At 70.7% G+C, this 24,901-nt stretch carries 22 protein-coding genes and 1 pseudogene; 19 read left to right on the top strand and 4 right to left on the bottom strand.

The features are described from left to right. Window positions 1-125: 125 nt before the first annotated feature. From WQO_RS05345 to WQO_RS05285, 13 genes and pseudogenes are all read left to right on the top strand, one after another. A complete protein-coding gene (locus WQO_RS05345) occupies window positions 126-674 on the top strand; it encodes a hypothetical protein (protein ID WP_010057286.1) in 549 nt (182 codons plus the stop codon). 121 nt (window positions 675-795) lie between these two features. Continuing rightward, entirely contained in the window at window positions 796-1,716 is a 921-nt protein-coding gene (gene pdxS, locus WQO_RS05340; RefSeq protein ID WP_003970325.1) for a pyridoxal 5'-phosphate synthase lyase subunit PdxS, read from the top strand. Between the two features lie 6 nt (window positions 1,717-1,722). Beyond that, on the top strand, window positions 1,723-2,316 hold the full coding sequence (gene pdxT / locus WQO_RS05335; protein ID WP_010057287.1) for a pyridoxal 5'-phosphate synthase glutaminase subunit PdxT: 594 nt from the start codon (window positions 1,723-1,725) through the stop codon (window positions 2,314-2,316). Window positions 2,317-2,377: 61 nt separating this feature from the next. Further along, on the top strand, window positions 2,378-3,130 hold the full coding sequence (locus WQO_RS05330) for a YebC/PmpR family DNA-binding transcriptional regulator (protein ID WP_010057288.1): 753 nt from the start codon (window positions 2,378-2,380) through the stop codon (window positions 3,128-3,130). Between the two features lie 152 nt (window positions 3,131-3,282). After that, a pseudogene (ruvC, locus tag WQO_RS34780) lies at window positions 3,283-3,870 on the top strand (crossover junction endodeoxyribonuclease RuvC); the annotation flags it as partial. Window positions 3,871-4,094: 224 nt separating this feature from the next. Beyond that, window positions 4,095-4,721 carry a Holliday junction branch migration protein RuvA gene (gene ruvA / locus WQO_RS05320; protein ID WP_010057292.1) on the top strand — a complete coding sequence of 209 codons (627 nt, stop codon included), beginning with the start codon at window positions 4,095-4,097 and terminating at the stop codon, window positions 4,719-4,721. A 29-nt stretch (window positions 4,722-4,750) separates the two neighbouring features. Beyond that, on the top strand, window positions 4,751-5,836 hold the full coding sequence (ruvB, locus tag WQO_RS05315) for a Holliday junction branch migration DNA helicase RuvB (protein ID WP_010057293.1): 1,086 nt from the start codon (window positions 4,751-4,753) through the stop codon (window positions 5,834-5,836). Between the two features lie 167 nt (window positions 5,837-6,003). After that, window positions 6,004-6,507, top strand: coding sequence for a preprotein translocase subunit YajC (yajC, locus tag WQO_RS05310; protein WP_010057294.1), 504 nt, complete (start codon window positions 6,004-6,006; stop codon window positions 6,505-6,507). A gap of 150 nt (window positions 6,508-6,657) precedes the next feature. Next, window positions 6,658-8,448 (top strand): protein translocase subunit SecD, encoded by a 1,791-nt coding sequence (secD, locus tag WQO_RS05305; RefSeq protein ID WP_058953882.1) that lies wholly within the window; start codon window positions 6,658-6,660, stop codon window positions 8,446-8,448. Window position 8,449: 1 nt separating this feature from the next. Next, window positions 8,450-9,532 (top strand): protein translocase subunit SecF, encoded by a 1,083-nt coding sequence (gene secF, locus WQO_RS05300; protein ID WP_010057296.1) that lies wholly within the window; start codon window positions 8,450-8,452, stop codon window positions 9,530-9,532. A gap of 3 nt (window positions 9,533-9,535) precedes the next feature. Further along, window positions 9,536-10,087, top strand: coding sequence for an adenine phosphoribosyltransferase (locus WQO_RS05295; RefSeq protein WP_010057299.1), 552 nt, complete (start codon window positions 9,536-9,538; stop codon window positions 10,085-10,087). A gap of 311 nt (window positions 10,088-10,398) precedes the next feature. Next, on the top strand, window positions 10,399-10,839 hold the full coding sequence (locus tag WQO_RS05290; RefSeq protein WP_010057300.1) for a hypothetical protein: 441 nt from the start codon (window positions 10,399-10,401) through the stop codon (window positions 10,837-10,839). Between the two features lie 205 nt (window positions 10,840-11,044). Then, window positions 11,045-13,666: a RelA/SpoT family protein gene (locus tag WQO_RS05285; protein WP_010057301.1), complete on the top strand. Its 2,622-nt coding sequence runs from the start codon at window positions 11,045-11,047 to the stop codon at window positions 13,664-13,666. Between the two features lie 59 nt (window positions 13,667-13,725). Here WQO_RS05285 and WQO_RS05280 read toward each other — a convergent pair whose 3' ends face one another. Together WQO_RS05280 and WQO_RS05275 are read right to left on the bottom strand one after the other, a co-directional pair. Next, complete coding sequence (locus WQO_RS05280; protein ID WP_010057302.1) at window positions 13,726-14,955, bottom strand: DUF349 domain-containing protein; 1,230 nt, start codon at window positions 14,953-14,955, stop codon at window positions 13,726-13,728. A 220-nt stretch (window positions 14,956-15,175) separates the two neighbouring features. Next, complete coding sequence (locus WQO_RS05275; RefSeq protein ID WP_010057303.1) at window positions 15,176-15,967, bottom strand: peptidylprolyl isomerase; 792 nt, start codon at window positions 15,965-15,967, stop codon at window positions 15,176-15,178. Between the two features lie 157 nt (window positions 15,968-16,124). Between WQO_RS05275 and WQO_RS05270 the strand changes: the two genes are divergently transcribed. From WQO_RS05270 to WQO_RS05255, 4 genes are all read left to right on the top strand, one after another. After that, window positions 16,125-16,814: an MBL fold metallo-hydrolase gene (locus WQO_RS05270; protein WP_010057305.1), complete on the top strand. Its 690-nt coding sequence runs from the start codon at window positions 16,125-16,127 to the stop codon at window positions 16,812-16,814. A 17-nt stretch (window positions 16,815-16,831) separates the two neighbouring features. Further along, the gene (gene hisS, locus WQO_RS05265) at window positions 16,832-18,094 is read left to right on the top strand and encodes a histidine--tRNA ligase (RefSeq protein WP_010057306.1); all 1,263 of its coding nucleotides are present in this window, start codon (window positions 16,832-16,834) and stop codon (window positions 18,092-18,094) included. A gap of 301 nt (window positions 18,095-18,395) precedes the next feature. Next, window positions 18,396-19,034, top strand: a complete 639-nt coding sequence (locus WQO_RS05260; protein WP_010057307.1) for a vitamin K epoxide reductase family protein — start codon at window positions 18,396-18,398, stop codon at window positions 19,032-19,034. A 56-nt stretch (window positions 19,035-19,090) separates the two neighbouring features. Further along, the gene (locus WQO_RS05255; protein WP_010057308.1) at window positions 19,091-20,467 is read left to right on the top strand and encodes a replication-associated recombination protein A; all 1,377 of its coding nucleotides are present in this window, start codon (window positions 19,091-19,093) and stop codon (window positions 20,465-20,467) included. Between the two features lie 19 nt (window positions 20,468-20,486). Here the strand turns inward: WQO_RS05255 and WQO_RS05250 are convergent, their stop codons facing one another. Then, on the bottom strand, window positions 20,487-21,188 hold the full coding sequence (locus WQO_RS05250) for a DUF2470 domain-containing protein (protein ID WP_010057310.1): 702 nt from the start codon (window positions 21,186-21,188) through the stop codon (window positions 20,487-20,489). Window positions 21,189-21,378: 190 nt separating this feature from the next. On the opposite strand from WQO_RS05250, the gene rpsD reads away from it, so the two are divergent. Next, entirely contained in the window at window positions 21,379-21,993 is a 615-nt protein-coding gene (gene rpsD, locus WQO_RS05245) for a 30S ribosomal protein S4 (protein WP_006123201.1), read from the top strand. A 17-nt stretch (window positions 21,994-22,010) separates the two neighbouring features. Here rpsD and WQO_RS05240 read toward each other — a convergent pair whose 3' ends face one another. Next, on the bottom strand, window positions 22,011-24,224 hold the full coding sequence (locus WQO_RS05240) for an ATP-binding protein (RefSeq protein WP_029181983.1): 2,214 nt from the start codon (window positions 24,222-24,224) through the stop codon (window positions 22,011-22,013). Between the two features lie 220 nt (window positions 24,225-24,444). Between WQO_RS05240 and WQO_RS05235 the strand changes: the two genes are divergently transcribed. Next, window positions 24,445-24,900, top strand: a complete 456-nt coding sequence (locus WQO_RS05235; RefSeq protein WP_010057314.1) for a DUF948 domain-containing protein — start codon at window positions 24,445-24,447, stop codon at window positions 24,898-24,900. Window position 24,901 lies beyond the last annotated feature (1 nt).

The following is a 24,901-nucleotide window of genomic DNA, read 5'->3' as shown; positions in this document are numbered from 1 at the left end:
CTAGCTCCGGGGGCCCGCGCGGGACTGAGCTCCGGGGGCCCGCAGCCGACGGTGGCGGGGACCGGGCCCCGGTACGCGGCCTCCTGTTGAAGCGGGGGCCGCCGGCGACGGTAGCGTGTGGGCCCGTGACCGTAACCCTCATCGTCTGGATCGTCCTCGCGCTCATCGCGATCGGCGTGTACCTCAGCTGGACCGCCGGCCGGCTCGACCGTCTGCACTCCCGGATCGACGCCGCCCGCGCCGCCCTCGACGCCCAACTGCTGCGCCGCGCCTCGGTCACCCAGGAGCTGGCCACCTCCGGTGTCCTGGACCCGGCCGCCTCGATCGTCCTGTACGAGGCCGCGCACGCAGCCCGGCAGGCCGAGGAGGACCACCGTGAGGTCGCCGAGAGCGAACTGAGCACCGCCCTGCGCGCCGTCTTCGGCGAAACGGCCCAGGTCGACGCGGTGAAGGAGATCCCCGGCGGCGAGGACGCCGCCACCGAACTGGCCGCCGCCGTACGCCGCGTGCCCATGGCCCGCCGCTTCCACAACGACGCCGTGCGCGCCGCCCGCGCCCTGCGCCGGCACCGCACCGTCCGGCTCCTGCGGCTGGCCGGGCACGCCCCGTTCCCGCTCGCCTTCGAGATGGACGACGCCCCGCCGGTGGCCCTCGCGGACCGGCCGGGTACCTGAGATACGGGCGGATCCCAGGCCAAAACGATCCACGGCCTCTTCATTGGCCCTTGCTGTGGCCTGCTCCCACAGCGTTTGCTCGGCGATGCAGTATCCAGCGTCTTTCACCGAGTGAGGTCCCGTGTCCACGCTTCCCAGCACCCCGCAGTCCGCCGAGTCCCCCGCCACCGGCACCGCCCGCGTCAAGCGCGGCATGGCCGAGCAGCTCAAGGGCGGCGTGATCATGGACGTCGTCGACGCCGAGCAGGCGAAGATCGCCGAGGACGCGGGCGCCGTGGCCGTCATGGCCCTGGAGCGGGTCCCCGCCGACATCCGCAAGGACGGCGGCGTGGCCCGGATGTCCGACCCCAACATGATCGAGGAGATCATCGGGGCCGTCTCCATCCCCGTCATGGCCAAGTCCCGCATCGGCCACTTCGTCGAGGCCCAGGTCCTCCAGTCCCTCGGCGTCGACTACATCGACGAGTCCGAGGTCCTCACCCCGGCCGACGAGGTCAACCACAGCGACAAGTTCGCCTTCACCACCCCCTTCGTCTGCGGTGCCACCAACCTGGGCGAGGCCCTGCGCCGCATCGCCGAGGGCGCGGCCATGATCCGCTCGAAGGGCGAGGCCGGCACCGGCAACGTCGTCGAGGCCGTCCGCCACCTGCGCCAGATCAAGAACGAGATCGCGCGTCTGCGCGGCTTCGACAACAACGAGCTGTACGCCGCCGCCAAGGACCTCCGCGCTCCCTACGAGCTGGTCAAGGAGGTCGCGGAGCTGGGCAAGCTGCCCGTCGTGCTGTTCTCCGCCGGTGGCGTCGCCACCCCGGCCGACGCCGCGCTGATGCGCCAGCTCGGCGCCGAGGGCGTCTTCGTCGGCTCCGGCATCTTCAAGTCCGGCGACCCGGCCAAGCGCGCCGCCGCCATCGTGAAGGCCACCACCTTCTACGACGACCCGAAGGTCATCGCGGACGCCTCCCGCAACCTGGGCGAGGCCATGGTCGGCATCAACTGCGACACCCTGCCCGAGTCCGAGCGCTACGCCAACCGCGGCTGGTAACCACTGATGAGCGACACCCCTGTGATCGGCGTCTTGGCGCTCCAGGGCGACGTACGGGAGCACCTGATCGCCCTGGCCTCGGCTGACGCCCTGGCCAGGCCGGTCCGGCGCCCCGAGGAGCTCGCCGAGGTCGACGGCCTGGTCATCCCGGGTGGCGAGTCGACCACCATGTCCAAGCTGGCGGTCCTCTTCGGCATGATGGAGCCGCTGCGCGAACGGGTCCGGGCCGGGATGCCCGTCTACGGCACCTGCGCCGGCATGATCATGCTGGCCGAGAAGATCCTCGATCCGCGCTCGGGCCAGGAGACCGTCGGCGGCATCGACATGATCGTGCGGCGCAACGCCTTCGGCCGGCAGAACGAGTCGTTCGAGGCCTCGGTCGAGGTCGCCGGGATCGACGACGGCCCCGTCGAGGGTGTGTTCATCCGCGCCCCCTGGGTGGAGTCCGTCGGGGCCGAGGCGGAGGTCATCGCCGAGCACGGCGGTCACATCGTGGCCGTACGCCAGCGAAATGTCCTCGCCACGTCGTTCCATCCCGAACTGACCGGCGATCATCGCGTGCACGCTCTGTTCGTGGACATGGTGCGCGCAGTGAAGTGAGCGGACCCCGGTAGGATCTCTCGGGTTCGACTCGATTTTGGTGACGCGAAGGAGAAGGCAGATGTCCGGCCACTCTAAATGGGCTACGACGAAGCACAAGAAGGCCGTGATTGACGCCAAGCGCGGCAAGCTCTTCGCGAAGCTGATCAAGAACATCGAGGTCGCGGCCCGCTCCGGCGGTGTCGACCCCGATGGCAACCCGACACTCGTCGACGCCATCCAGAAGGCGAAGAAGAGTTCCGTCCCGAACAAGAACATCGATTCCGCCGTCAAGCGCGGCGGCGGTCTCGAAGCGGGCGGTACCGACTACGAGACGATCATGTACGAGGGGTACGGCCCCAACGGTGTCGCGGTGCTCATCGAGTGTCTGACCGACAACCGCAACCGCGCCGCGTCCGACGTACGTGTCGCGATGACCCGGAACGGCGGCTCGATGGCCGACCCGGGCTCCGTCTCGTACCTGTTCAACCGCAAGGGCGTCGTGATCGTGCCCAAGGGCGAGCTGACCGAGGACGACGTCCTCGGCGCGGTCCTCGACGCGGGCGCCGAGGAGGTCAACGACCTCGGCGAGGCCTTCGAGGTGGTCAGCGAGGCCACCGACATGGTCGCGGTGCGCACCGCCCTCCAGGAGGCGGGCATCGACTACGACTCCGCCGAGGCCAACTTCCTGCCGACCATGCAGGTCGAGCTGGACGAAGAGGGCGCCCGCAAGATCTTCAAGCTCATCGACGCGCTGGAGGACAGCGACGACGTGCAGAACGTCTTCGCCAACTTCGACGTGTCCGACGAGGTCATGGAGAAGGTCGACGCCTGAGGCGCGGCCGGCACAGCACGGTACGACGGGCCGACGGGGACACCCCGTCGGCCCGTCGTCATGTGGTTGCGAGGCTTTGTCGGTGCGAGCCGATAGCCTGCGGGAACAGATGAACGAGTGGGCGTCGCGAGCAGCGAGAACAGGGGGGCTCCATGCGGGTTCTGGGCGTTGACCCGGGGCTGACCCGGTGCGGTGTCGGTGTGGTCGAGGGGGTCGCGGGCCGCCCGCTGACCATGCTCGGCGTCGGCGTCGTGCGCACCCCGTCCGACGCGGAGCTGGGCGACCGGCTCGTCGCCGTGGAGCGGGGCATCGAAGCCTGGCTCGACGAGTACTCCCCGGGTTACGTGGCGGTGGAGCGGGTCTTCGCCCAGCACAACGTCCGTACGGTGATGGGCACCGCCCAGGCCAGCGCGATCGCCATGCTCTGCGCCGCCCGCCGGGGCATCCCGGTCGCCCTGCACACGCCCAGCGAGGTCAAGGCCGCCGTCACCGGATCGGGCCGCGCGGAGAAGGCCCAGGTCGGGGCCATGGTGACCCGGCTGCTCCGGCTGGACGCGCCGCCCAAGCCCGCCGACGCCGCCGACGCCCTGGCCCTCGCCATCTGCCACATCTGGCGGGCTCCCGCGCAGAACCGGCTCCAGCAGGCGGTGGCGGCCCACCGCACGTCCGGCGCGCCCGGGGCCTCCGGCACCCCCCGAACCTCCGGCGCGACCGGCGTCTCGCGCACGCCGCGCACATCCCGTACGCCCGGATCGTCCGGCAACGCTCCCGGCGTAACCGGTACCTCCGGCACCCTCGGCGCGCCCGGCACCCCCCAGACCTCCGGCGCGCCCGGGACCTCCGGCACCCGCCGGACCTCGGGCGCGACCGGTACCTCCGGCATCGCCCCCGCGCCCGGTGCGTCCGCCGCACCCCGAACCTCCGGCGCTTCCCGCGCCCCGCGCACGCTGAAAGGCCGCACCGCATGATCGCCTTCGTCTCCGGCCCGGTGGCCGCCCTCGCCCCGACCACGGCCGTCATCGAGGTCGGCGGCATCGGCATGGCCGTCCAGTGCACCCCGCACACCCTCGCCGACCTGCGCGTCGGCAAGGAGGCGCGGCTCGCCACCTCCCTCGTCGTCCGGGAGGACTCCCTCACGCTGTACGGCTTTGCGAACGACGACGAGCGGCAGGTGTTCGAGCTGCTCCAGACGGCCAGCGGAGTCGGACCCCGGCTCGCCCAGGCGATGCTCGCCACCCACAGCCCCGACGCCCTGCGGCTCGCGGTCTCCACCGGCGACGAGAAGGCGCTGACCGCCGTCTCCGGCATCGGGAAGAAGGGCGCCCAGAAGCTGCTGCTGGAGCTCAAGGACCGGCTCGGCGAACCGGTCGGCGCGCACATCGGCCAGCAGGGCATCGGCACCCCCGTCACCTCGGGCTGGCGCGATCAGCTCCAGGCCGCCCTCATCGGCCTCGGCTACGCGAGCCGCGAGGCCGACGAGGCCGTCAACGCCGTCGCCCCGCAGGCCGAGGCAGCCGCCGCGGAGGGCACCGCACCCCCCGTGCCCCAGCTGCTGCGGGCCGCCCTGCAGACTCTCAACCGCGCACGCTGACCGGCACCGAACCACCGAAGAGGCCCTTGATGAACTGGGACGAGACCGGACCCGAGACCGACGAGCCGACCGGCCCGGTCTTCGACGACCGGCTGGTCGACGCCGACGCGGACGGCGAGGACACCGCGGTCGAGGCGGCGCTGCGCCCCAAGGACCTGGAGGAGTTCGTCGGCCAGGAGAAGGTCCGCGAACAGCTCGACCTGGTCCTCAAGGCGGCCCGTGCCCGCGGCGCCACCGCCGACCACGTGCTGCTCTCCGGCGCCCCCGGCCTCGGCAAGACCACCCTCTCGATGATCATCGCCGCCGAGATGAACGCCCCGATCCGCATCACCTCGGGCCCCGCCATCCAGCACGCCGGCGATCTCGCGGCGATCCTCTCCTCCCTCCAGGAGGGTGAGGTCCTCTTCCTCGACGAGATCCACCGCATGTCCCGGCCCGCCGAGGAGATGCTCTACATGGCGATGGAGGACTTCCGGGTCGACGTCATCGTCGGCAAGGGTCCCGGCGCCACCGCGATCCCGCTGGAACTGCCCCCCTTCACCCTGGTCGGGGCCACCACCCGGGCCGGACTGCTGCCGCCCCCGCTGCGCGACCGCTTCGGCTTCACCGGGCACATGGAGTTCTACGCCCCCGCCGAGCTGGAGCGCGTCGTCCACCGCTCCGCCCGACTCCTGGACGTCTCCATCGACGTGGAGGGCGCCGCCGAGATCGCCGGACGCTCCCGGGGCACCCCTCGTATCGCCAACCGGCTGCTCCGCCGCGTCCGCGACTACGCCCAGGTCAAGGCGGAGGGAGCGATCGACCGGGAGATCGCCGCTGCGGCCCTCAAGGTGTACGAGGTCGATGCCCGCGGACTCGACCGGCTGGACCGCGCCGTCCTCGGCGCCCTCCTGAAGCTGTTCGGCGGCGGCCCCGTGGGCCTGTCCACCCTGGCGGTCGCCGTGGGGGAGGAGCGCGAGACCGTCGAGGAGGTCGCCGAGCCCTTCCTCGTACGGGAAGGACTGCTGGCCAGGACCCCGCGCGGCCGGGTCGCCACCCCCGCGGCCTGGGCCCACCTGGGACTGGTCCCGCCGCAGCACGGCGTAAAGGGACAACAGGGTCTGTTCGGGGCGTGATACGTCACAGGTTCGCGCGGACAGGAACCTGGGTGCCATGCTGGGCGTTGTTCCATCGATGCGGACTCATCTAGACTCCGCCGATGCCGCCCTAACCGGTCGGTGTACCCACCCCCGTATATAGAGGCCGCATTCCAGTCGCGGTCGTGCGAAGGAATTCCCGTCCCGTGGATCTCATCACTCTTCTCCCCTTCATCGTGCTCATCGGGGCCATGTTCCTGATGACCCGCTCCGCCAAGAAGAAGCAGGCGGCGGCCGCGCAGATGCGCAACGACATGCAGCCCGGTACCGGCGTCCGCACGATCGGGGGCATGTACGCGACCGTGAAGGAAGTCCACGACGACACCGTGCTCCTCGAGGTCGCCCCCGGCGTGCACGCCGTCTACGCGAAGAACGCCATCGGCGCCGTCCTGGACGACGCGGAGTACAACCGCATCGTGCACGGCGACGACCCGGAGCTGGACACGGACGGCACCGTCGTTCCCGACGACGCCTCGTCGCTGACCGGTGACGGCGACGCCGAGGTCGCCAAGATCGACCTGGGCAAGGACGGTGCGGCCGACGACGCCGAGAAGACCGAGGACGCCACGGCCAAGGACGTCAAGGCGACCGAGGACGTCAAGGACGCCAAGGGCGGGGGCAAGACCGACGGCGACGCCGACTCCAAGTAGTTCTCACGATCCCGGGGACGTCGCGCGCCCACCGGCGCGGGGCGTCCCCGGGACCGTGCGGTCGTCTGCGGGGGCAGGGTCCCCACTACACTTCGTGGCCGCTCGGGCGCGTACCCGGCGCGGGGCGGTTGGACAGGGAGAAACGAGAAGGTGGCAGCACCCAAGAAGGGCCGAGGGCCGGCCGTCGGTCAGGGCAGGCCGGGGCGTGCCCTGGCGCTGATCCTCATCGTCATGGTCGCGCTCGCCGGCGGGATGTTCCTGTCCGGGCACACCACACCCCGGCTGGGCATCGACCTGGCCGGCGGCACGTCGATCACGCTGGAAGCGCAGAACCAGCCCGGCAAGCCGAACGCGATCAACCAGACCAACATGGACACCGCGGTCGGCATCATCGAGCGGCGGGTCAACGGTCTGGGCGTCTCCGAGGCCGAGGTCCAGACCCAGGGCAACAAGAACATCATCGTCAACATCCCCAAGGGGACGAACTCCAAGCAGGCCCAGGAGCAGGTCGGTACCACCGCCCAGCTCTACTTCCGGCCTGTTCTGACGGTGCAGGCGAGCGGCCCCGAGGCGCCCAAGCCCTCCGACTCCGCCAGCCCTTCGGCCTCCGGCACCCCGAAGCCCGGCGAGTCCGCCCAGGGCGAGGACAAGGCGACGGACGAGGACAAGCCCCAGGGCGAGGAGGCCACCGGTTCGGAGGCCACCCCCTCGGCGAGTGCCACCACCCAGGGCCGCGCGGTCACCGGCGCCCTGACGAAGGACGACCCGACCCCCGGCGCCTCCGACAAGCCGAAGGCGTCGGAGTCCCCCGAGGCGTCGCCCTCCGCGGACCCGGCCACGGCCAAGCTCCAGGAGGAGTTCACCAAGCTCGACTGCACCGACCCCAAGCAGCGGACCGAGGCGGGCCAGGGCGCCAAGCCCAGCGACTCGATCGTCGCTTGCGGCTCGAACGTCCCGGGCTCCTACGAGAAGTACGTGCTCGGCCCGGCCGAGGTCTCCGGCAGTGACGTCGACGACGCCAAGGCCGCCATCGACCAGCGCACGGGCCAGTGGATCGTGTCGATGGAGTTCACCTCCGCCGGCGCCAAGAAGTTCCAGACGATCACCGGCCGGCTCGCCCAGCAGCAGCCGCCGATGAACCAGTTCGGGATCGTTCTGGACGGCGAGGTCGTCTCCGCTCCCTCGGTGAGCCAGGCGCTCAGCAAGAACGCCCAGATCTCCGGCAGCTTCACCCAGCAGTCGGCCGAGGACCTCGGCAACATCCTGTCCTACGGCGCGCTTCCCCTCACGTTCAAGGAAGTCAGCGTCACCACGGTGACCGCCGCGCTCGGCAGCGAGCAGCTCAAGGGCGGACTGATCGCCGGTGCCATCGGTCTGGCGCTGGTCGTCCTCTACCTGGTCGTCTACTACCGGGGACTCTCGTTCATCGCGCTCCTGAGCCTCCTGGTCTCCGGTGTCCTGACGTACACGATCATGTCCTTGCTGGGTCCGGCCATCGGCTTCGCGCTGAACCTCCCGGCCGTCTGTGGCGCCATCGTCGCCATCGGCATCACAGCCGACTCGTTCATCGTCTACTTCGAACGCGTCCGGGACGAGATCCGCGAGGGACGCACGCTCCGCCCGGCCATCGAGCGGGCCTGGCCGCGTGCCCGGCGCACCATCCTGGTCTCCGACTTCGTGTCGTTCCTGGCGGCCGCGGTGCTCTTCATCGTCACCGTCGGCAAGGTGCAGGGCTTCGCGTTCACGCTGGGCCTGACCACCCTGCTCGACGTCGTCGTGGTGTTCTTCTTCACCAAGCCGCTCATGACGCTCATGGGTCGGACAAAGTTCTTCTCCAAGGGCGGCCCGTGGTCCGGACTGGACCCGAAGCGGCTCGGCGCCCAGCCGCCGCTGCGTCGCTCGCGCCGTGTGAACGCCCCCACCGAACCGAAGGAGGCGTGAGATGTCGCGACTCGGCAATCTCGGCGCCCGGCTCTACCGCGGCGAGGTCGGCTACGACTTCATCCGCAACCGGAAGATCTGGTACGGCGTCTCGATCCTGATCACCATCACGGCCATCATCGGCGTGGCGGTCGGCGGTCTCAAGATGGGCATCGAGTTCCAGGGCGGCGCGGTCTTCACGACCGACACCAAGGCCCAGATCTCCACGGCCCAGGTCACCGACGTGGCGACCGAGGCCTCCGGGCACATGGCGATCGTCCAGGAGCTCGGCAACGGCGGTCTGCGCATCCAGATCACCGAGGTCGACACCGCGAAGGCCAACGAGATCAAGGAGACCCTCTCCGACGAGCTCGGCATCCCCGCCGCGGACATCAACGCGGACCTGGTCGGCCCCAGCTGGGGTGAGCAGATCGCCAACAAGGCGTGGACCGGTCTCGGGGTCTTCATGGTCCTGGTAGTGGTCTATCTGGCCATCGCCTTCGAGTGGCGGATGGCCGTCGCCGCCCTCATCGCGCTGATCCACGACATCACCATCACGGTCGGCGTCTACGCCCTGGTCGGCTTCGAGGTCACCCCGGGCACGGTGATCGGTCTGCTGACCATTCTCGGTTACTCCCTGTACGACACGGTGGTGGTCTTCGACAGCCTCAAGGAGGGCCAGAAGGACATCACCAAGCAGACCCGCTTCACGTACAGCGAGATCGCCAACCGGTCGATCAACAGCACCCTGGTCCGCTCCATCAACACCACGGTGGTGGCCCTGCTGCCGGTGGCCGGGCTGCTCTTCATCGGTGGCGGTGTCTTCGGCGCGGGCATGCTGAACGACATCTCGCTGTCGCTGTTCGTCGGTCTCGCCGCCGGTGCCTACTCTTCGATCTTCATCGCCACGCCGCTCGTCGCCGACCTCAAGGAACGCGACCCGCAGATGAAGGCGCTGAAGAAGCGGGTCCTGGCCAAGCGGGCCGCCGCGGCCGCCAAGGGCGAGTCCCCCGATGACGGCCCCGAGGACCTGCGCGACGACGCGGAGACCGCGGGTACGGCGATCGGCCGCCCCCGGTCGCACCGCACCCCCGGGAAGCGCTGAGCGATGACGAGCACCACCGAATCCCTCAGGGAGCTGCTGCTCAGCCGGATCCGCGATGTCGCGGACTACCCGAAGCCGGGCGTGGTGTTCAAGGACATCACCCCGCTGCTCGCGGACCCGGTCGCCTTCACGGCGCTCACCGACGCCCTCGCGGAGCTGTGCGTACGGCACGGCGCCACGAAGATCGTCGGCCTGGAGGCGCGCGGCTTCATCCTGGCCGCGCCCGTCGCGGTCCGGGCGGGTATCGGCTTCGTCCCGGTCCGCAAGGCCGGAAAGCTCCCCGGAGCCACGCTGAGCCAGACCTACGAGCTGGAGTACGGCAGCGCGGAGATCGAGATCCACGCCGAGGACCTCGACGCCGAAGACCGGGTCATGGTCATCGACGACGTCCTCGCCACCGGCGGCACCGCCGAGGCCTCGCTGGACCTCATCCGGCGGGCCGGCGCCCAGGTCGCGGGGGTCGCGGTGCTCATGGAGCTCGGCTTCCTCGCGGGCCGCGCCCGCCTGGAGCCGGGCCTCGCCGGCACCCCGCTGGAGGCGCTGATCTCGCTCTGACGACCGTCCGCGATCACAGTGGCTGACGACTGTTCTCCGGCCACTGCCTGAAGACGGGGAGCGTGAGTCATAGCAGGCGCAACGTAGCGAGGAAGAAGGAAGAGGGCTGCGGGTCATGGACCCGCAGCCCTCTTCTGTGTTCTCCACCCTGCTGAGCTGCTGCTTTCTTTCCTTGGGAGCAGGTGGTCCACGTTTGTCTCAGATGCGCGTTCGGTTGGCTTGGATGTTGCTGGTGGGAACAAAGTGATGGTTGTTGACTCTGGGGTGACCACCCCCGCAAGGGGGTTTAGCTATACCCGAGGGAACGATTCATGAAGATCTCGTACAAGCTCGCCACGGGGGCCGTGGCTCTCATGTCCGCTGCGGCGCTGTCGGGCGCGACCGCCCCGGCGATCGCGGCTCCGCAGACCAAGGCTCCTCAGAGCGCGGCGCCGACGGCCACGGAATCGACGATCGGGCTCGCGGCGGCCTGCCCCAGCAAGTGGAAGAAGGCCGGCGGCGTTCCGGGCAAGTGGAGCACCGCCAAGGACCAGTGCTCCATCTTCGGACGCCCGGGGTACAAGGCGGTGTACCAGTGGAGCGCCACCCGCGGGAAGCCGTGCATTCAGGTTCTCGGCTTCGACAGCAAGGGCCGGGACAAGTGGCACAAGGCCGGCTGCGGCAAGACGGGCGCCATCAAGGTGCCGTGGGGCAACGTGGCCGCGAACAAGATCATCAAGATCAAGGGTGCCTCGCTCCTCGAATGGCGATAGGACCTCACCCGCCGTCCCGGTGACCTGACGAAGACGAGTCGGCTGTCTCAGGGACCGCACGTCGTGCGGCGGACGATGTATACAAGGGCGGGCGCCGGATCTGTTCCGGTGCCCGCTTTCCCGTCCCCTGTCCCCGGGCGAGGTCCCGCCGGGGGATCGATACCATGGGCTCTCCGGGTACCCCGGATCCGCACGAGGAGCGCTCTTGCCAGACGAGGCCCAGTCAGCCGCCGCCCCGCAGCCCGACAAGCCCGTGGCGGCCCCCGCCACGCCGGAGAAGGCTGCGCCCTCGAACGCGCCGGCGCCCGCGCCCGCCGAGCCGGCCGCCGATTCCGCGCGCCCCCGGGCGGCGAAGCCCGCCGCTCCTCCCGTGAAGCCCGCGGCCCCCGAGGCCCCGCCGAAACCGGCCGGGACGACGGGCCCCGCGCAGCCTCCGGCCAGGAAACCGGCCCCCGCCACGCCCAAGCCCCCGCCCCCCGCGCCCCCCGCGAAGTCCGGATCCGCCACCGGCTCCGCCTCCCGCTCCGGCGGCTCCTCCAACCGGGTGCGGGCCCGCCTCGCCCGGCTGGGCGTACAGCGCTCCAGCCCGTACAACCCGGTCCTGGAACCCCTGCTGCGTACGGTCCGGGGCAACGACCCCAAGATCGAGACGGCCACGCTCCGCCAGATCGAGAAGGCCTACCAGGTCGCCGAGCGCTGGCACCGGGGCCAGAAGCGCAAGAGCGGCGACCCCTACATCACCCACCCGCTGGCCGTCACCACGATCCTCGCCGAGCTGGGCATGGACCCGGCGACGCTGATGGCGGGCCTGCTCCACGACACCGTCGAGGACACCGAGTACGGCCTGGACACCCTCAAGCGCGACTTCGGCGACCAGGTCGCCCTGCTCGTCGACGGCGTGACCAAGCTGGACAAGGTCAAGTTCGGCGAGGCCGCCCAGGCCGAGACCGTACGCAAGATGGTCGTCGCCATGGCCAAGGACCCCCGGGTCCTCGTCATCAAGCTCGCCGACCGCCTCCACAACATGCGCACCATGCGCTACCTCAAGCGGGAGAAGCAGGAGAAGAAGGCCCGCGAGACGCTGGAGATCTACGCTCCGCTGGCGCACCGGCTGGGCATGAACACCATCAAGTGGGAGCTGGAGGACCTCGCCTTCGCGATCCTCTACCCCAAGATGTACGACGAGATCGTCCGCCTCGTCGCCGAGCGCGCCCCCAAGCGCGACGAATACCTCGCCATAGTGACCGACGAGGTCCAGTCCGACCTGCGCGCCGCCCGGATCAAGGCCACCGTCACCGGCCGCCCCAAGCACTACTACAGCGTCTACCAGAAGATGATCGTGCGAGGCCGCGACTTCGCCGAGATCTACGACCTGGTGGGCATCCGCGTCCTCGTCGACACCGTCCGCGACTGCTACGCGGCGCTCGGCACCGTCCACGCCCGGTGGAACCCGGTGCCCGGGCGGTTCAAGGACTACATCGCGATGCCCAAGTTCAACATGTACCAGTCGCTGCACACCACGGTGATCGGTCCCAGCGGCAAGCCCGTCGAGCTCCAGATCCGTACGTTCGACATGCACCGCCGCGCCGAGTACGGCATCGCCGCCCACTGGAAGTACAAGCAGGAAGCCGTCGCGGGCGCCTCCAAGGTCCGTACCGACGTCCCCAAGAACACCGGGCGCGGCCAGGACACGGTCAACGACATGGCGTGGCTGCGCCAGCTTCTGGACTGGCAGAAGGAGACCGAGGACCCCGGCGAGTTCCTGGAGTCCCTGCGCTTCGACCTCTCGCGCAACGAGGTCTTCGTCTTCACGCCGAAGGGCGACGTCATAGCGCTGCCCGCCGGCGCGACCCCCGTCGACTTCGCGTACGCCGTCCACACCGAGGTCGGCCACCGGACCATAGGAGCACGCGTCAACGGGCGGCTCGTCCCGCTCGAATCGACGCTCGACAACGGCGACCTGGTCGAGGTCTTCACCTCCAAGGCGGCCGGCGCCGGGCCCTCCCGGGACTGGCTCGGCTTCGTCAAGTCGCCGCGCGCCCGCAACAAGATCCGCGCCTGGTTCTCCAAGGAGCGCCGCGACGAGGCGATCGAGCAGGGCAAGGACGCCATCGCGCGCGCCATGCGCAAGCAGAACCTGCCGATCCAGCGCATCCTGACCGGCGACTCCCTGGTCACCCTCGCCCACGAGATGCGCTACCCCGACATCTCCTCGCTGTACGCGGCGATCGGCGAGGGTCATGTCGCGGCGGCGGGCGTCGTCCAGAAGCTGGTGCAGGCCCTCGGCGGCCACGACGAGGCCAACGAGGACATCGCCGAGTCCACCCCGCCCTCGCACGGCGGTCGCAGCAAGCGCCGCGCCAACGCGGACCCCGGCGTCGTCGTCAAGGGCGTCGAGGACGTCTGGGTCAAGCTCGCCCGCTGCTGCACGCCCGTCCCCGGCGACCCGATCATCGGCTTCGTCACCCGGGGCAGCGGCGTCTCCGTGCACCGCGCGGACTGCGTCAACGTGGAGTCGCTGTCGCAGCAGCCCGAGCGCATCCTCGACGTCGAGTGGGCGCCCACCCAGTCCTCCGTCTTCCTGGTCGCCATCCAGGTCGAGGCGCTGGACCGCTCCCGGCTGCTCTCCGACGTCACCCGGATCCTCTCCGACCAGCACGTCAACATCCTGTCGGCGGCCGTCCAGACGTCCCGCGACCGCGTGGCCACCTCGCGCTTCACCTTCGAGATGGGCGACCCCAAACACCTGGGCCACGTCCTGAAGGCCGTACGCGGCGTGGAGGGCGTCTACGACGTCTACCGGGTCACGTCCGCCCGCAGGCCGTAACAGCGACAACGGAAAGGCCCCGGCACGCAGCGCGTACCGGGGCCTTCCTGTCGGGCTTCTCAGCCGCCGAACTCCTCCAGGCCCTTCAGCGCCTGGTCCAGCAGCGCCTGGCGGCCCTCCAGCTCCTTGGCCAGCTTGTCCGCGCGGGCGTTGTTGCCCTGGGCGCGCGCGGTGTCGATCTGGCCGCGCAGCTTGTCCACGGCGGCCTGGAGCTGACCGGTCAGACCCGCGGCGCGGGCCCGCGCCTCCGGGTTCGTCCGGCGCCACTCGGACTCCTCGGACTCCAGGAGCGCGCGCTCCACCGCCTGCATCCGGCCCTCGACCTTCGGGCGGGCGTCACGCGGTACGTGGCCGATGGCCTCCCAGCGCTCGTTGATGGACCGGAACGCGGCGCGGGCCGCCTTCAGGTCCTTCACCGGCACCAGCTTCTCGGCCTCGGCGGCGAGCTCCTCCTTGAGCTTGAGGTTCTCGCCCTGCTCGGCGTCCCGCTCCGCGAAGACCTCGCTGCGGGCGGCGAAGAAGACGTCCTGGGCACCGCGGAAACGGTTCCACAGGTCGTCCTCGGCCTCGCGCTGGGCGCGGCCCGCCGCCTTCCACTCGGTCATCAGGTCGCGGTAGCGCGCCGCCGTGCCGGCCCAGTCCGTGGAGCCGGACAGCGACTCGGCCTCGGTGACCAGCTTCTCCTTGGCCTTGCGGGCCTCCTCGCGCTGGGCGTCCAGCGCGGCGAAGTGGGCCTTGCGCCGCTTGGAGAACGCCGAGCGGGCGTGCGAGAAGCGGTGCCACAGCTCGTCGTCCGACTTGCGGTCGAGGCGGGGGAGACCTTTCCAGGTGTCCACCAGCGCCCGCAGCCGCTCGCCGGCCGACCGCCACTGCTCGCTCCGCGCCAGCTCCTCGGCCTCGGCGACCAGCGCCTCCTTGGCCTGCTTGGCCTCGTCGGTCTGCTTGGCCTTCTGCGCCTTGCGCTCCTCGCGCCGCGCCTCGACCGTCGCGACGAGCGCGTCCAGCCGCTTGCGCAGCGCGTCCAGGTCCCCCACCGCGTGGTGCTCGTCGACCTGCTGCCGCAGATGGTCGATGGCCGTCGTCGCGTCCTTGGCCGACAGATCGGTGGTCTTCACCCGCCGTTCGAGGAGGCCGATCTCGACCACAATGCCGTCGTACTTGCGCTCGAAATAGGCCAGAGCCTCCTCGGGGGAACCGGCCTGCCACGATCCGACGACCTGCTCGCCCTCGGCTGTACGCACGTACACGGTGCCCGTCTCGTCGACGCGGCCCCACGGGTCGCTGCTCACAGCGCCTCCTCCACCTGATGCCTGCGAGGGGGTTCGCCCCCCGGGCATCGTCCACAGTTTCCTGGGGCGGGCCTCGCCCGCCCTGCACAACGCCAATCTAGGCGACCGGCCGCCCGGCTGTCCGCACTCAGCGCGGCTGAAATTATCCGCTCGGGCAGGGAGAGGGGCCTCCGCCCCGGGCGGAGGCCCCTCTCCCTGCCGGTCGCTGTGCCGCGCGGGCTCAGCTCTTCTCGACGGTCGCCTTCTCCACCGTCACGGCCTTCTTCGGGGCGCCGTCGCCCGCACCGCCCTCGACCCCGGCCTCGCCGACCTTCTGGACGGCCTTCAGCGAGGCGTCGTCCATCGTGCCGAACGGGGTGTACGTGGGCGGGAGCTTCGTCTCCTTGTAGACCAGGAAGAACTGGCTGCCGCCGGAGTTCGGCTGGCCGGTATTGGCCATCGCCACCGTGCCCGGCGGGTAGACGACCGTGCCGTCACCGCCCGCCTTGCCGAGCGCGTCCAGGTTCTCGTCCGGGATGTTGTAGCCCGGACCGCCGGTGCCGTCGCCCTTGGGGTCGCCGCACTGGAGCACGAAGATGCCCTGGGTGGTCAGCCGGTGGCACTTGGTGTCGTCGAAGTAGCCCTTGTCGGCGAGCGCCTTGAAGGAGTTCACGGTCTGCGGGGTCTTCGCCGCGTCCATCGAGAACCCGATGTCACCCTGGCTCGTCGTGAGCGACATCGTGTACTTCGCCTTTTTGTCGATCTTCATCGCGGGGAGCGGAGCCTTGCTCTCGCTCTCCGAAGGCTCCGGAGTGGGGCTCTGACTCGCCGCCGCATCGCTCTTCTTGTCCTTGTCGTCGTCCTTGCCCGCCACGACGAACGCGCTCACGCCCACGACGGCGACCACGGCCACCGAGGCCGCGACGATCGCGGTGATGCGCCTCGTCCTGCGGCGGGCTTCCTCCCGGCGCTTCTGCTGGCGCTCGAACTTCTCCCGGGCGAGCTGCCGCCGCCGCTGTTCGCTGCTGGACACCGGTTGGGCTCCTTGTTACGTCGTGGATCGTCGGATGGGGGCCTGAGCTGCCCGTACCGTATATGGGTTACCTGTGTCATGAGGAGCGCCGGTAGGCTCTGATCCGCCGCATCCTTGTACTGCGGGCCGCATCCTCCGCCGAACATTAAGGACGATCGTGCTTATTGCCGGGTTCCCCGCCGGGGCCTGGGGGACCAATTGCTATCTGGTCGCCCCCGCCGCCGGTGAGGAGTGCGTGATCATCGACCCGGGCCACCAGGCCGCCCAGGGCGTCGAGGAAGCGCTGAAGAAGCATCGGCTCAAGCCCGTCGCCGTCGTTCTCACCCACGGCCACATCGACCACGTCGCCTCGGTCGTGCCCGTCTGCGGCGCCCATGACGTCCCCGCCTGGATCCACCCCGAGGACCGCTACATGATGAGCGACCCGGAGAAGGCGCTCGGCCGCTCCATCGGGATGCCGCTCATGGGCGAGCTGACCGTGGGGGAGCCGGACGACGTCAAGGAGCTGACCGACGGGGCGAAGCTGACCCTGGCCGGCCTGGAGTTCGGCGTCTCGCACGCGCCCGGCCATACGAAGGGGTCGGTGACGTTCGGGATGCCCGAGGCCGCGGACATTCCGCCGGTCCTCTTCTCGGGCGACCTGCTCTTCGCCGGCTCCGTCGGACGCACCGACCTGCCCGGCGGCGACCACGCCGAGCTGCTCGAGTCGCTGGCCCGTGTGTGCCTGCCGCTCGACGACTCGACCGTGGTGCTGTCCGGCCACGGCCCCCAGACGACCATCGGCCGCGAGCGCGCGACCAACCCGTATCTGAACGGGCTGGACGCGGCGCCGCGCCGAGGACTGTAGACGAGAGACGTAATCACGTGAGCACCTTTCAGGCCCCCAAGGGCACGTACGACCTGACCCCGCCCCGTTCCGCGACGTTCCTGGCGGTGCGCGAGGCCATCTCCGCGCCCCTGCGCGACTCCGGCTACGGCTACATCGAGACGCCCGGCTTCGAGAACGTCGAGCTGTTCGCACGCGGTGTCGGTGAGTCCACCGACATCGTCACCAAGGAGATGTACACCCTCACCACCAAGGGCGGCGACCAGCTGGCGCTGCGCCCCGAGGGCACCGCCTCCGTCCTGCGCGCGGCCCTGGAGGCCAACCTCCACAAGGCCGGCAACCTCCCCGTCAAGCTCTGGTACTCCGGCTCGTACTACCGCTACGAGCGCCCGCAGGCGGGCCGCTACCGCCACTTCTCGCAGGTCGGCGCCGAGGCCATCGGCACCGAGGACCCGGTCCTGGACGCCGAGCTGATCATCCTCGCCGACCAGGCGTACCGCTCGCTGGGCCTGCGCCAGTTCCGCATCCTGCTGAACTCGCTGGGCGACAAGGAGTGCCGTCCGGTCTACCGCGAGGCGCTCCAGACCTTCCTGCGCGACCTGGACCTCGACGAGGAGACCCGCCGCCGCATCGAGATCAACCCGCTGCGCGTCCTGGACGACAAGCGGGCCGACGTCCAGAAGCAGCTGACCGACGCCCCGAAGCTCCGCGACTACCTGTGCGACGCGTGCAAGGCGTACCACGAAGAGGTCCGCGCCCTGATCACGGCGGCCGGGGTCGTCTTCGAGGACGACGAGAAGCTGGTGCGCGGCCTCGACTACTACACCCGTACGACCTTCGAGTTCGTCCACGACGGACTCGGCTCGCAGTCCGCGGTGGGCGGCGGCGGCCGCTACGACGGCCTCTCCGAAATGATCGGCGGCCCCGAGCTGCCGTCCGTCGGCTGGGCGCTCGGCGTGGACCGCACGGTCCTCGCCCTGGAGGCCGAGGGTGTCGAGCTCGACCTCCCCGCCACCACCAGCGTCTACGCCGTCCCGCTCGGCGAGGAGGCCCGCCGGGTGCTGTTCGGCGTCGTCACCGAGCTGCGCCGCGCGGGCATCGCCGCCGACTTCGCGTTCGGCGGCCGCGGCCTGAAGGGCGCGATGAAGAGCGCCAACCGCTCGGGCGCCCGCTACACCCTGGTCGCGGGCGAGCGGGATCTCGCCGAGGGCGTCGTCCAGCTCAAGGACATGGAGTCCGGCGAGCAGACCGCGGTACCGCTGGCGGAGGCCGCGGCGGAGCTGGCGAAGAGGCTCGGCTGAGCAAGGAAGCAAGCGCGGCCGCCGGGGTCCCGGCGGCCGCGCTTTTCCGTCCGCCGTCAACCCGGCGAGCGTGCGTTCACCCTTGACGGCGCACCCCGTTGGGGGCCGGTCATGGGCTCCGCTTCGACGGGCCGGCACCGGGAAGCCGTCCATCCTCGGTCGTCGGGGCCTCGCGGCCGTCCGAGTCCGACCGTCGGGGCCTTCGTCGACGTACGTCTTTATGTCCATCGAACGGTGGGCCGGTACGGGGTTGCGGCACAATGACCTTGCCCGGCTGACCACTCGGTGACGGAACGGCGATATGACGACTGCAGCGGTAGACCACGATCTCTCCTCCGATCAGGACGAGGGCGGCCGCAAGCGCACCTTCGGGGCCGGACGCGGTCTCGCCCTGCTTCTGGTGATCACCGGCGCGGCCGGCCTGCTGGCCTCCTGGGTCATCACGATCGACAAGTTCAAGCTGCTGGAGGACCCCTCCTTCACGCCCGGCTGCAGCCTCAACCCCGTCGTCGCGTGCGGCAACATCATGAAGAGCGACCAGGCCTCCGCGTTCGGGTTCCCCAACCCGATGCTGGGTCTGGTCACGTACGGGATGGTCATCGCGGTCGGGATGGGGCTGCTCGCCGGTGCCCGGTACCGGAGCTGGTTCTGGCTCGGGCTGAACGCCGGGATGCTCTTCGGTGTCGGCTTCTGCACCTGGCTCCAGTACCAGTCGCTGTACAACATCAACTCGCTCTGCCTGTGGTGCTGCCTCGCCTGGGTCGCCACCATCGTCATGTTCTGCTACGTGACCACGCACAACGTCAAGCACCGCATCCTCCCGGCCCCGGCCTGGCTGCGGAACGGGCTCACCGAGTTCCCCTGGGTGCTTCCGGTGATGTGGATCGGGATCATCGGCATGCTGATCCTGACCCGCTGGTGGGACTTCTGGACCAGCTGATCGCCGGGCCACTCCCGTAGGCGGCCCTGTCAGTGGGGTCGCTTAGGCTTCATGACGTGGAGCCCGACCTCTTTACCGCAGCCGCCGAAGACCGCCAGGAGAAGGACCCGTCCAGCAGCCCCCTCGCTGTCCGGATGCGCCCCCGCACCCTCGACGAGGTCGTCGGCCAGCAGCATCTGCTGAAGCCGGGCTCGCCCCTGCGCCGCCTCGTCGGCGACGGGGGCGGTCCGGCGGGGGCGTCCTCCGTCATCCTGTGGGGCCCGCCCGGCACCGGTAAGACGACCCTGGCGTATGTGGTCAGCAAGGCCACCAACAAGCGATTCGTGGAGCTCTCCGCGATCACCGCCGGCGTCAAGGAGGTCCGCGCCGTCATCGAGAGCGCGCGCCGCGCCACCGGTGGCTTCGGCAAGGAGACCGTCCTCTTCCTGGACGAGATCCACCGCTTCTCCAAGGCCCAGCAGGACTCCCTGCTGCCCGCCGTGGAGAACCGCTGGGTGACGCTCATCGCCGCCACCACGGAGAATCCGTACTTCTCGATCATCTCCCCGCTGCTCTCGCGCTCCCTGCTGCTCACCCTGGAGCCGCTGACCGACGACGACCTGCGCTCCCTGCTGCGCCGGGCGCTGACCGAGGAGCGGGGGCTCGGCGGGGCGGTCACCCTGCCCGAGGACGCCGAGGCGCACCTGCTGCGGATCGCCGGCGGCGACGCGCGCCGGGCGCTCACCGCGCTGGAGGCCGCGGCCGGTGCCGCCATCGCCACGCAGGAGGCGGAGATCACGCTGGAGACGGTCGAGGCGACCGTCGACCGGGCCGCCGTGAAGTACGACCGTGACGGCGACCAGCACTACGACGTGGCCAGCGCGCTCATCAAGTCCATTCGCGGGTCCGACGTGGACGCGGCACTGCACTATCTGGCCCGGATGATCGAGGCGGGGGAGGACCCCCGGTTCATCGCCCGGCGGCTGATGATCTCGGCCAGCGAGGACATCGGGCTCGCGGACCCCACCGCGCTGCCGACGGCGGTGGCGGCCGCCCAGGCCGTCGCCATGATCGGCTTCCCGGAGGCGGCGCTCACCCTCAGCCACGCCACCATCGCGCTGGCGCTCGCCCCCAAGTCCAACGCGGCGACGCTGGCGATCTCCGCCGCGCAGGACGACGTGCGCAGAGGGCTCGCCGGACCCGTCCCGACCCATCTGCGCGACGGTCACTACAAGGGCGCGGCCAAGCTCGGCCACGCCCAGGGCTATGTCTATCCGCACGATGTGCAGGGCGGCATCGCCGCCCAGCAGTACGCCCCGGACGCGGTCCGGGACCGGCAGTACTACACACCCACCCGCTACGGCGCCGAGGCGCGGTACGCGGACGTCGTCGAGCGCGTCCGCGAGCGCCTCGGCCGCGTCGGCGAGGGCGGCGAGGGCGGCGAGCAGGCGTAGGGGTCCTCGAGCCGGCCGGTCAGGACGCGGCCGCCTCGAAGAGGGTGTGCATGGCGCGGCGCAGCTCGGTCACGTCCCGCACCGGCTCGGGGAACTCGAAGCGGGCGTCGAAGCACGCGTCCCTGCTCTCGATGAAGCGCACCCGCAGCCCGAAGCGGTCCAGCGCCACGGGCACCGCGCCCGGCTGGTTCGGCGCCAGGGCCCGGGCGGTCCGCTCGCCCAGCAGACCGCACAGCGTGCGCATCTGCTCGTCGTGGGCGGAGGCCAGGTGCTGGAGCAGCTCCGCCTCGTGGAGGACCAGCGGGTCGGGGGCCGCGTCTCGGAAGGCCTCCGGCTCGATGTCCTCGGCGCCCCAGAGGTCGTCCACGTATGCCTCGCCGAACTCCAGGCGCAGCATCATCCGCCCGGGCTCGGCGATGCCGGGGACGGAGGTGAGCCAGCCGGAGATCCAGGCGCGACCGCGGATCCGGTGCGGTACGGAGACCGGAGCGACGTCCGTGATCTCCAGCACGGCGGTCAGCTCGTCGCCCTGCGCGTGCGTCGCGGCCCGAACGGCCGGGGAATCCGCGGCGAATTCGAGGAACACATCGCCCTCGGGTCCCACGCTCCGGCTGTCCGGGACCAGGGGTTCGGCGCGGGCCAGATTCAGCCCCGGTACGACCAGCAGCGCGGAGCAGGTACTCTGTACGAGAGTTCGTGTGCGCTCGGCTGCTGACGGCATCCGAGTGTTTTCTAGCCCGCTGGGACGCGGCTGACCACGATCTGATCGGCCTTCCGTCGTAGCAGCATCCTCCTCTGAGGTGCTGCCGCTGTCTGTGCTGTCCGTGACGTGAGTGGTGTTCCCAGGGCGAGACATGCGATCTCCTTGAGTAAGGTAAGTCTAACCTAACTACAACGGAGGTCTGGAGAACGTGCCTAACCAGTCGCGTCCCAAGGTCAAGAAGTCGCGTGCCCTCGGCATCGCCCTGACGCCCAAGGCTGTCAAGTACTTCGAAGCTCGTCCGTACCCGCCGGGCGAGCACGGCCGTGGCCGCAAGCAGAACTCGGACTACAAGGTCCGTCTGCTGGAGAAGCAGCGCCTGCGTGCGCAGTACGACATCAGCGAGCGCCAGATGGCGCGCGCCTACGACCGCGCCAAGAAGGCCGAAGGCAAGACGGGCGAGGCGCTGGTCGTCGAGCTCGAGCGCCGTCTCGACGCCCTGGTCCTGCGTTCGGGCATCGCCCGCACCATCTACCAGGCCCGTCAGATGGTCGTCCACGGCCACATCGAGGTCAACGGTGGCAAGGTCGACAAGCCGTCCTTCCGCGTGCGCCCGGACGACATCGTCCAGGTCCGCGAGCGCAGCCGCTCCAAGGTCCCCTTCCAGGTGGCCCGCGAGGGTGGTTACGACACCGAGGGTGAGACCCCGCGCTACCTCCAGGTGAACCTGAAGGCCCTGGCCTTCCGCCTGGACCGGGACCCGAACCGCAAGGAGATCCCGGTGATCTGCGACGAGCAGCTCGTCGTCGAGTACTACGCCCGCTGATCCAGGCGTAGCCGCTCTCACCAGCGCTCCGGCCCGCCCCTCCCTGTCATCCGGGAGGCGGCGGGCCTTCGCGTTCCCCCGGGCCCGCCCGGCGCAGGCACCCCGCCCGCGCCCGGCGCGTCCCCCGGCGCGCCCGGTCCGCCACCGGCCAGGGCCCGGTCGACCGCCGTGGCCGGATCCAGCCGTCGGCCCGCCCGCAGCCCCTCCTCGTACGCCGCGTTCCCCAGCTCCCGGCGCACCCGCTCCTCGCACTCCACCCTGGGCCGCCCGTAGAACGCCGAGCCGAACAGCTGCAGACCCACCGACGGCCAGATCCCCTCCGCCGCACCCTGGAGCACGGCGGCCTCCCCGGCGTCCCCCTCCACCGCCGTCACCAGCGCCAGCAGCTCCAGCGACAGCACCGTGCCCAGCAGGTCGTTGAACGTCCGGCCGATCGTCAGACACTCGCCCAGCATCTGCCGCGCCCGGGCCGGCCGCCCCCGCCGCAGCGCCGCGTACGCCAGGACGTACAGCGCGTACGCCAGCGCCCACCGCTCCCCGTGGTCCTCGCAGATCTCCCGGACCTCGTCGCAGATCACCGCCGCCGCGTCCAGATCGCCGAGGAACGCCACCGCCATGGCCAGCTCCACCTGCGCCATCAGGACGTTGCTGTTCAGCTCGCCGACCTCGCGGTACCGGCCGAGCGCCTCGCGCAGCAGTTCCTCGGCGCGCTCCATGTCGTCCGTCACGATCGCCAGACACCCCGTGCGGTGCACCGCGTACGCCAGTGCCGTCGCGTCCCCGCAGCTCTCGGCCTCCTCCCGGCACTCCTGGAGCGCCGAGATCGCGCCCACCGCGTCGCCCTGGAGCACCGCCACATAGCCCAGCACCCACAGCACCTTCAGCCGGGCGGCATCGTGCGGGGTCGGCTCCTCCAGGACGTGGTCCAGCCAGTGCCGCCCCTCGGACAGCCGCCCGCAGCCGGTCCAGTAGAACCACAGCGTGCCCGCCAGGTGCTGAGCGAGATGCACCTCGTCGGGGCTCTCCATCGAACATTCCATCGCCCGGCGAAGATTGGGCAGTTCGCTGTCGATCCGCGCCGCCACCTCCGCCTGGCGCGGACTGAACCAGTCCAGCTCGCACCAGGTCGCAAGCCCCAGGAACCAGTCCCGGTGTCGGCGCCGCAGCCGCTGGGCGTCCCCGGCCGCCGCCAGCCACTGCGCCCCGTACTCGCTGACCGTGTCCAGCAGCCGGTAGCGGGCCCCGGCCGGGCCGTCCTCGCGCTCCACCACCGACTGCGCGATCAGCTCGTCCAGCACATCGAGCACCGCGTCGGCCGGCAGATCCGCCCCGCCGCAGATGTACTCGGCGGCCTCCAGGTCGAACTGCCCGGCGAACACCGAGAGCCGCGCCCACAGCAGCCGCTGCTCGGGCGTGCACAGCTCATGGCTCCAGCCGATCGCCGTCCGCAGCGTCTGATGGCGCGGCGGCACACCGCGACGGCCGCCGGTCAGCAGCCGGAACCGGTCGTCGAGGCGCAGCAGCACCTGCTCCACCGAGAGGGCGCGCAGCCGCCCGGCCGCCAGCTCCAGGGCCAGCGGAATCCCGTCGAGGCGGTGGCAGAGCTCCAGCACGGCCGCCCGCTCGCCCGCCGCGGGCGCCCAGCCCGGCCGCACCCCGCGCGCCCGTTCGGTGAAGAGCTCCACCGCGTCCCCGTCGGACATCGGGGCGAGCGGGTACGTCCGCTCCCCGTCCACCCGCAGCGGGCAGCGCCCGGCCGCCAGCACCTGGAGACCCGGGGCCCGGCGCAGCAGATCGGTGACGAGATCGGCGCAGGCGTCGACGAGGTGCTCGAAGCCGTCGATCACCAGCAGGGTCCGGCGCTCGCGGAGGTGATCGACGAGGACGGCGCGCGGCGGCCGGCTGGTGTGATCGGCCAGCCCCAGGGCGTCGATCAGGGCGTGTTCCAGCAGGTCGGCATCGCGTACGGTGGACAGCTCGGCCAGCAGAACCCCGTCGCAGTACCGTTTCTCCCGGAGCGCGGCGACCCGGATGACGCACCGGGTCTTGCCCACGCCCGCCACTCCGGCGACGGTGACGAGCCGGGACTCCTCCAGCAGCCCTTCCAGCTCGGCCAGTTCGCCCTCGCGGCCCACGAACCTGGTCAGTTCGGCCGGGAGGTTGCCGGGCGCCGCCACGGGACGGGCGTCAGGATCATCGGGATTCGGGCAGGGGTCCTGCAGGCGTCGCATGAAACACGGAGCGTACTGGCTTGAAAGCTCTCCGTACAATCTCGTCGGACAACTCCCGTCCGGCCCGCGGGGAATGCGGTAGGGGAGGAGATGCGCGGCGCGATAGGCTCGTGGGACGACGATCGGGCGCGCGGGCGGCAGCCGGGCGGCACCGATGGAGACAAGCCCCCGAAGGGGCCGATCGAGAAGCAGAGAGCGGTGCACTGTGTCCGGTGGAGAGGTGGCCGGAATCCTCGTGGCCGTCTTCTGGGCGATCCTGGTCTCGTTCCTCGCCGTGGTGCTGGTGAGGCTCGCCCAGACGCTCAGGGCGACCACCAAACTCGTCGCGGACGTGACCGAACAGGCCGTTCCGCTGCTGGCCGACGCCTCGGCGACGGTGCGCTCCGCGCAGACCCAGCTGGACAAGGTCGACGCCATCGCGAGCGACGTCCAGGAGGTCACCTCCAACGCCTCCGCGCTCTCCACCACCGTCGCCTCCACCTTCGGCGGCCCCCTCGTCAAGGTCGCCGCCTTCGGCTACGGCGTACGGCAGGCGCTCGGCCGCCGTACCGAGCCCGAACCTGAACCGGCGCGGGGCCGTGGCTCCGCCCGCCGTACGGTGATCGTCGGCCGGACCGTACCCTCGGCGCGCGAACGCAGGCGCGAACGCCGAAACGCCCGCGGACAGAAGGACTGAT

Source organism: Streptomyces globisporus C-1027, from assembly GCF_000261345.2.
GTDB classification, from domain to species: Bacteria; Actinomycetota; Actinomycetes; order Streptomycetales; family Streptomycetaceae; genus Streptomyces; species Streptomyces pakalii.
The sequence above is the reverse complement of the archived record's forward strand: the minus strand, read 5'-3'. Positions and strand labels throughout refer to the sequence as shown.

Excerpts from the sequence above, each read along its gene's own strand:
- pdxT (WP_010057287.1), top strand. The coding sequence starts at position 1,723 with ATGAGCGACACCCCTGTGATCGGCGTCTTGGCGCTCCAGGGCGACGTA.
- WQO_RS05330 (WP_010057288.1), top strand. The coding sequence starts at position 2,378 with ATGTCCGGCCACTCTAAATGGGCTACGACGAAGCACAAGAAGGCCGTG.
- ruvA (WP_010057292.1), top strand. The coding sequence starts at position 4,095 with ATGATCGCCTTCGTCTCCGGCCCGGTGGCCGCCCTCGCCCCGACCACG.
- ruvB (WP_010057293.1), top strand. The coding sequence starts at position 4,751 with ATGAACTGGGACGAGACCGGACCCGAGACCGACGAGCCGACCGGCCCG.
- secF (WP_010057296.1), top strand. The coding sequence starts at position 8,450 with ATGTCGCGACTCGGCAATCTCGGCGCCCGGCTCTACCGCGGCGAGGTC.
- WQO_RS05295 (WP_010057299.1), top strand. The coding sequence starts at position 9,536 with ATGACGAGCACCACCGAATCCCTCAGGGAGCTGCTGCTCAGCCGGATC.
- WQO_RS05290 (WP_010057300.1), top strand. The coding sequence starts at position 10,399 with ATGAAGATCTCGTACAAGCTCGCCACGGGGGCCGTGGCTCTCATGTCC.
- WQO_RS05260 (WP_010057307.1), top strand. The coding sequence starts at position 18,396 with ATGACGACTGCAGCGGTAGACCACGATCTCTCCTCCGATCAGGACGAG.
- WQO_RS05250 (WP_010057310.1), bottom strand. The coding sequence starts at position 21,188 with ATGCCGTCAGCAGCCGAGCGCACACGAACTCTCGTACAGAGTACCTGC.
- WQO_RS05240 (WP_029181983.1), bottom strand. The coding sequence starts at position 24,224 with ATGCGACGCCTGCAGGACCCCTGCCCGAATCCCGATGATCCTGACGCC.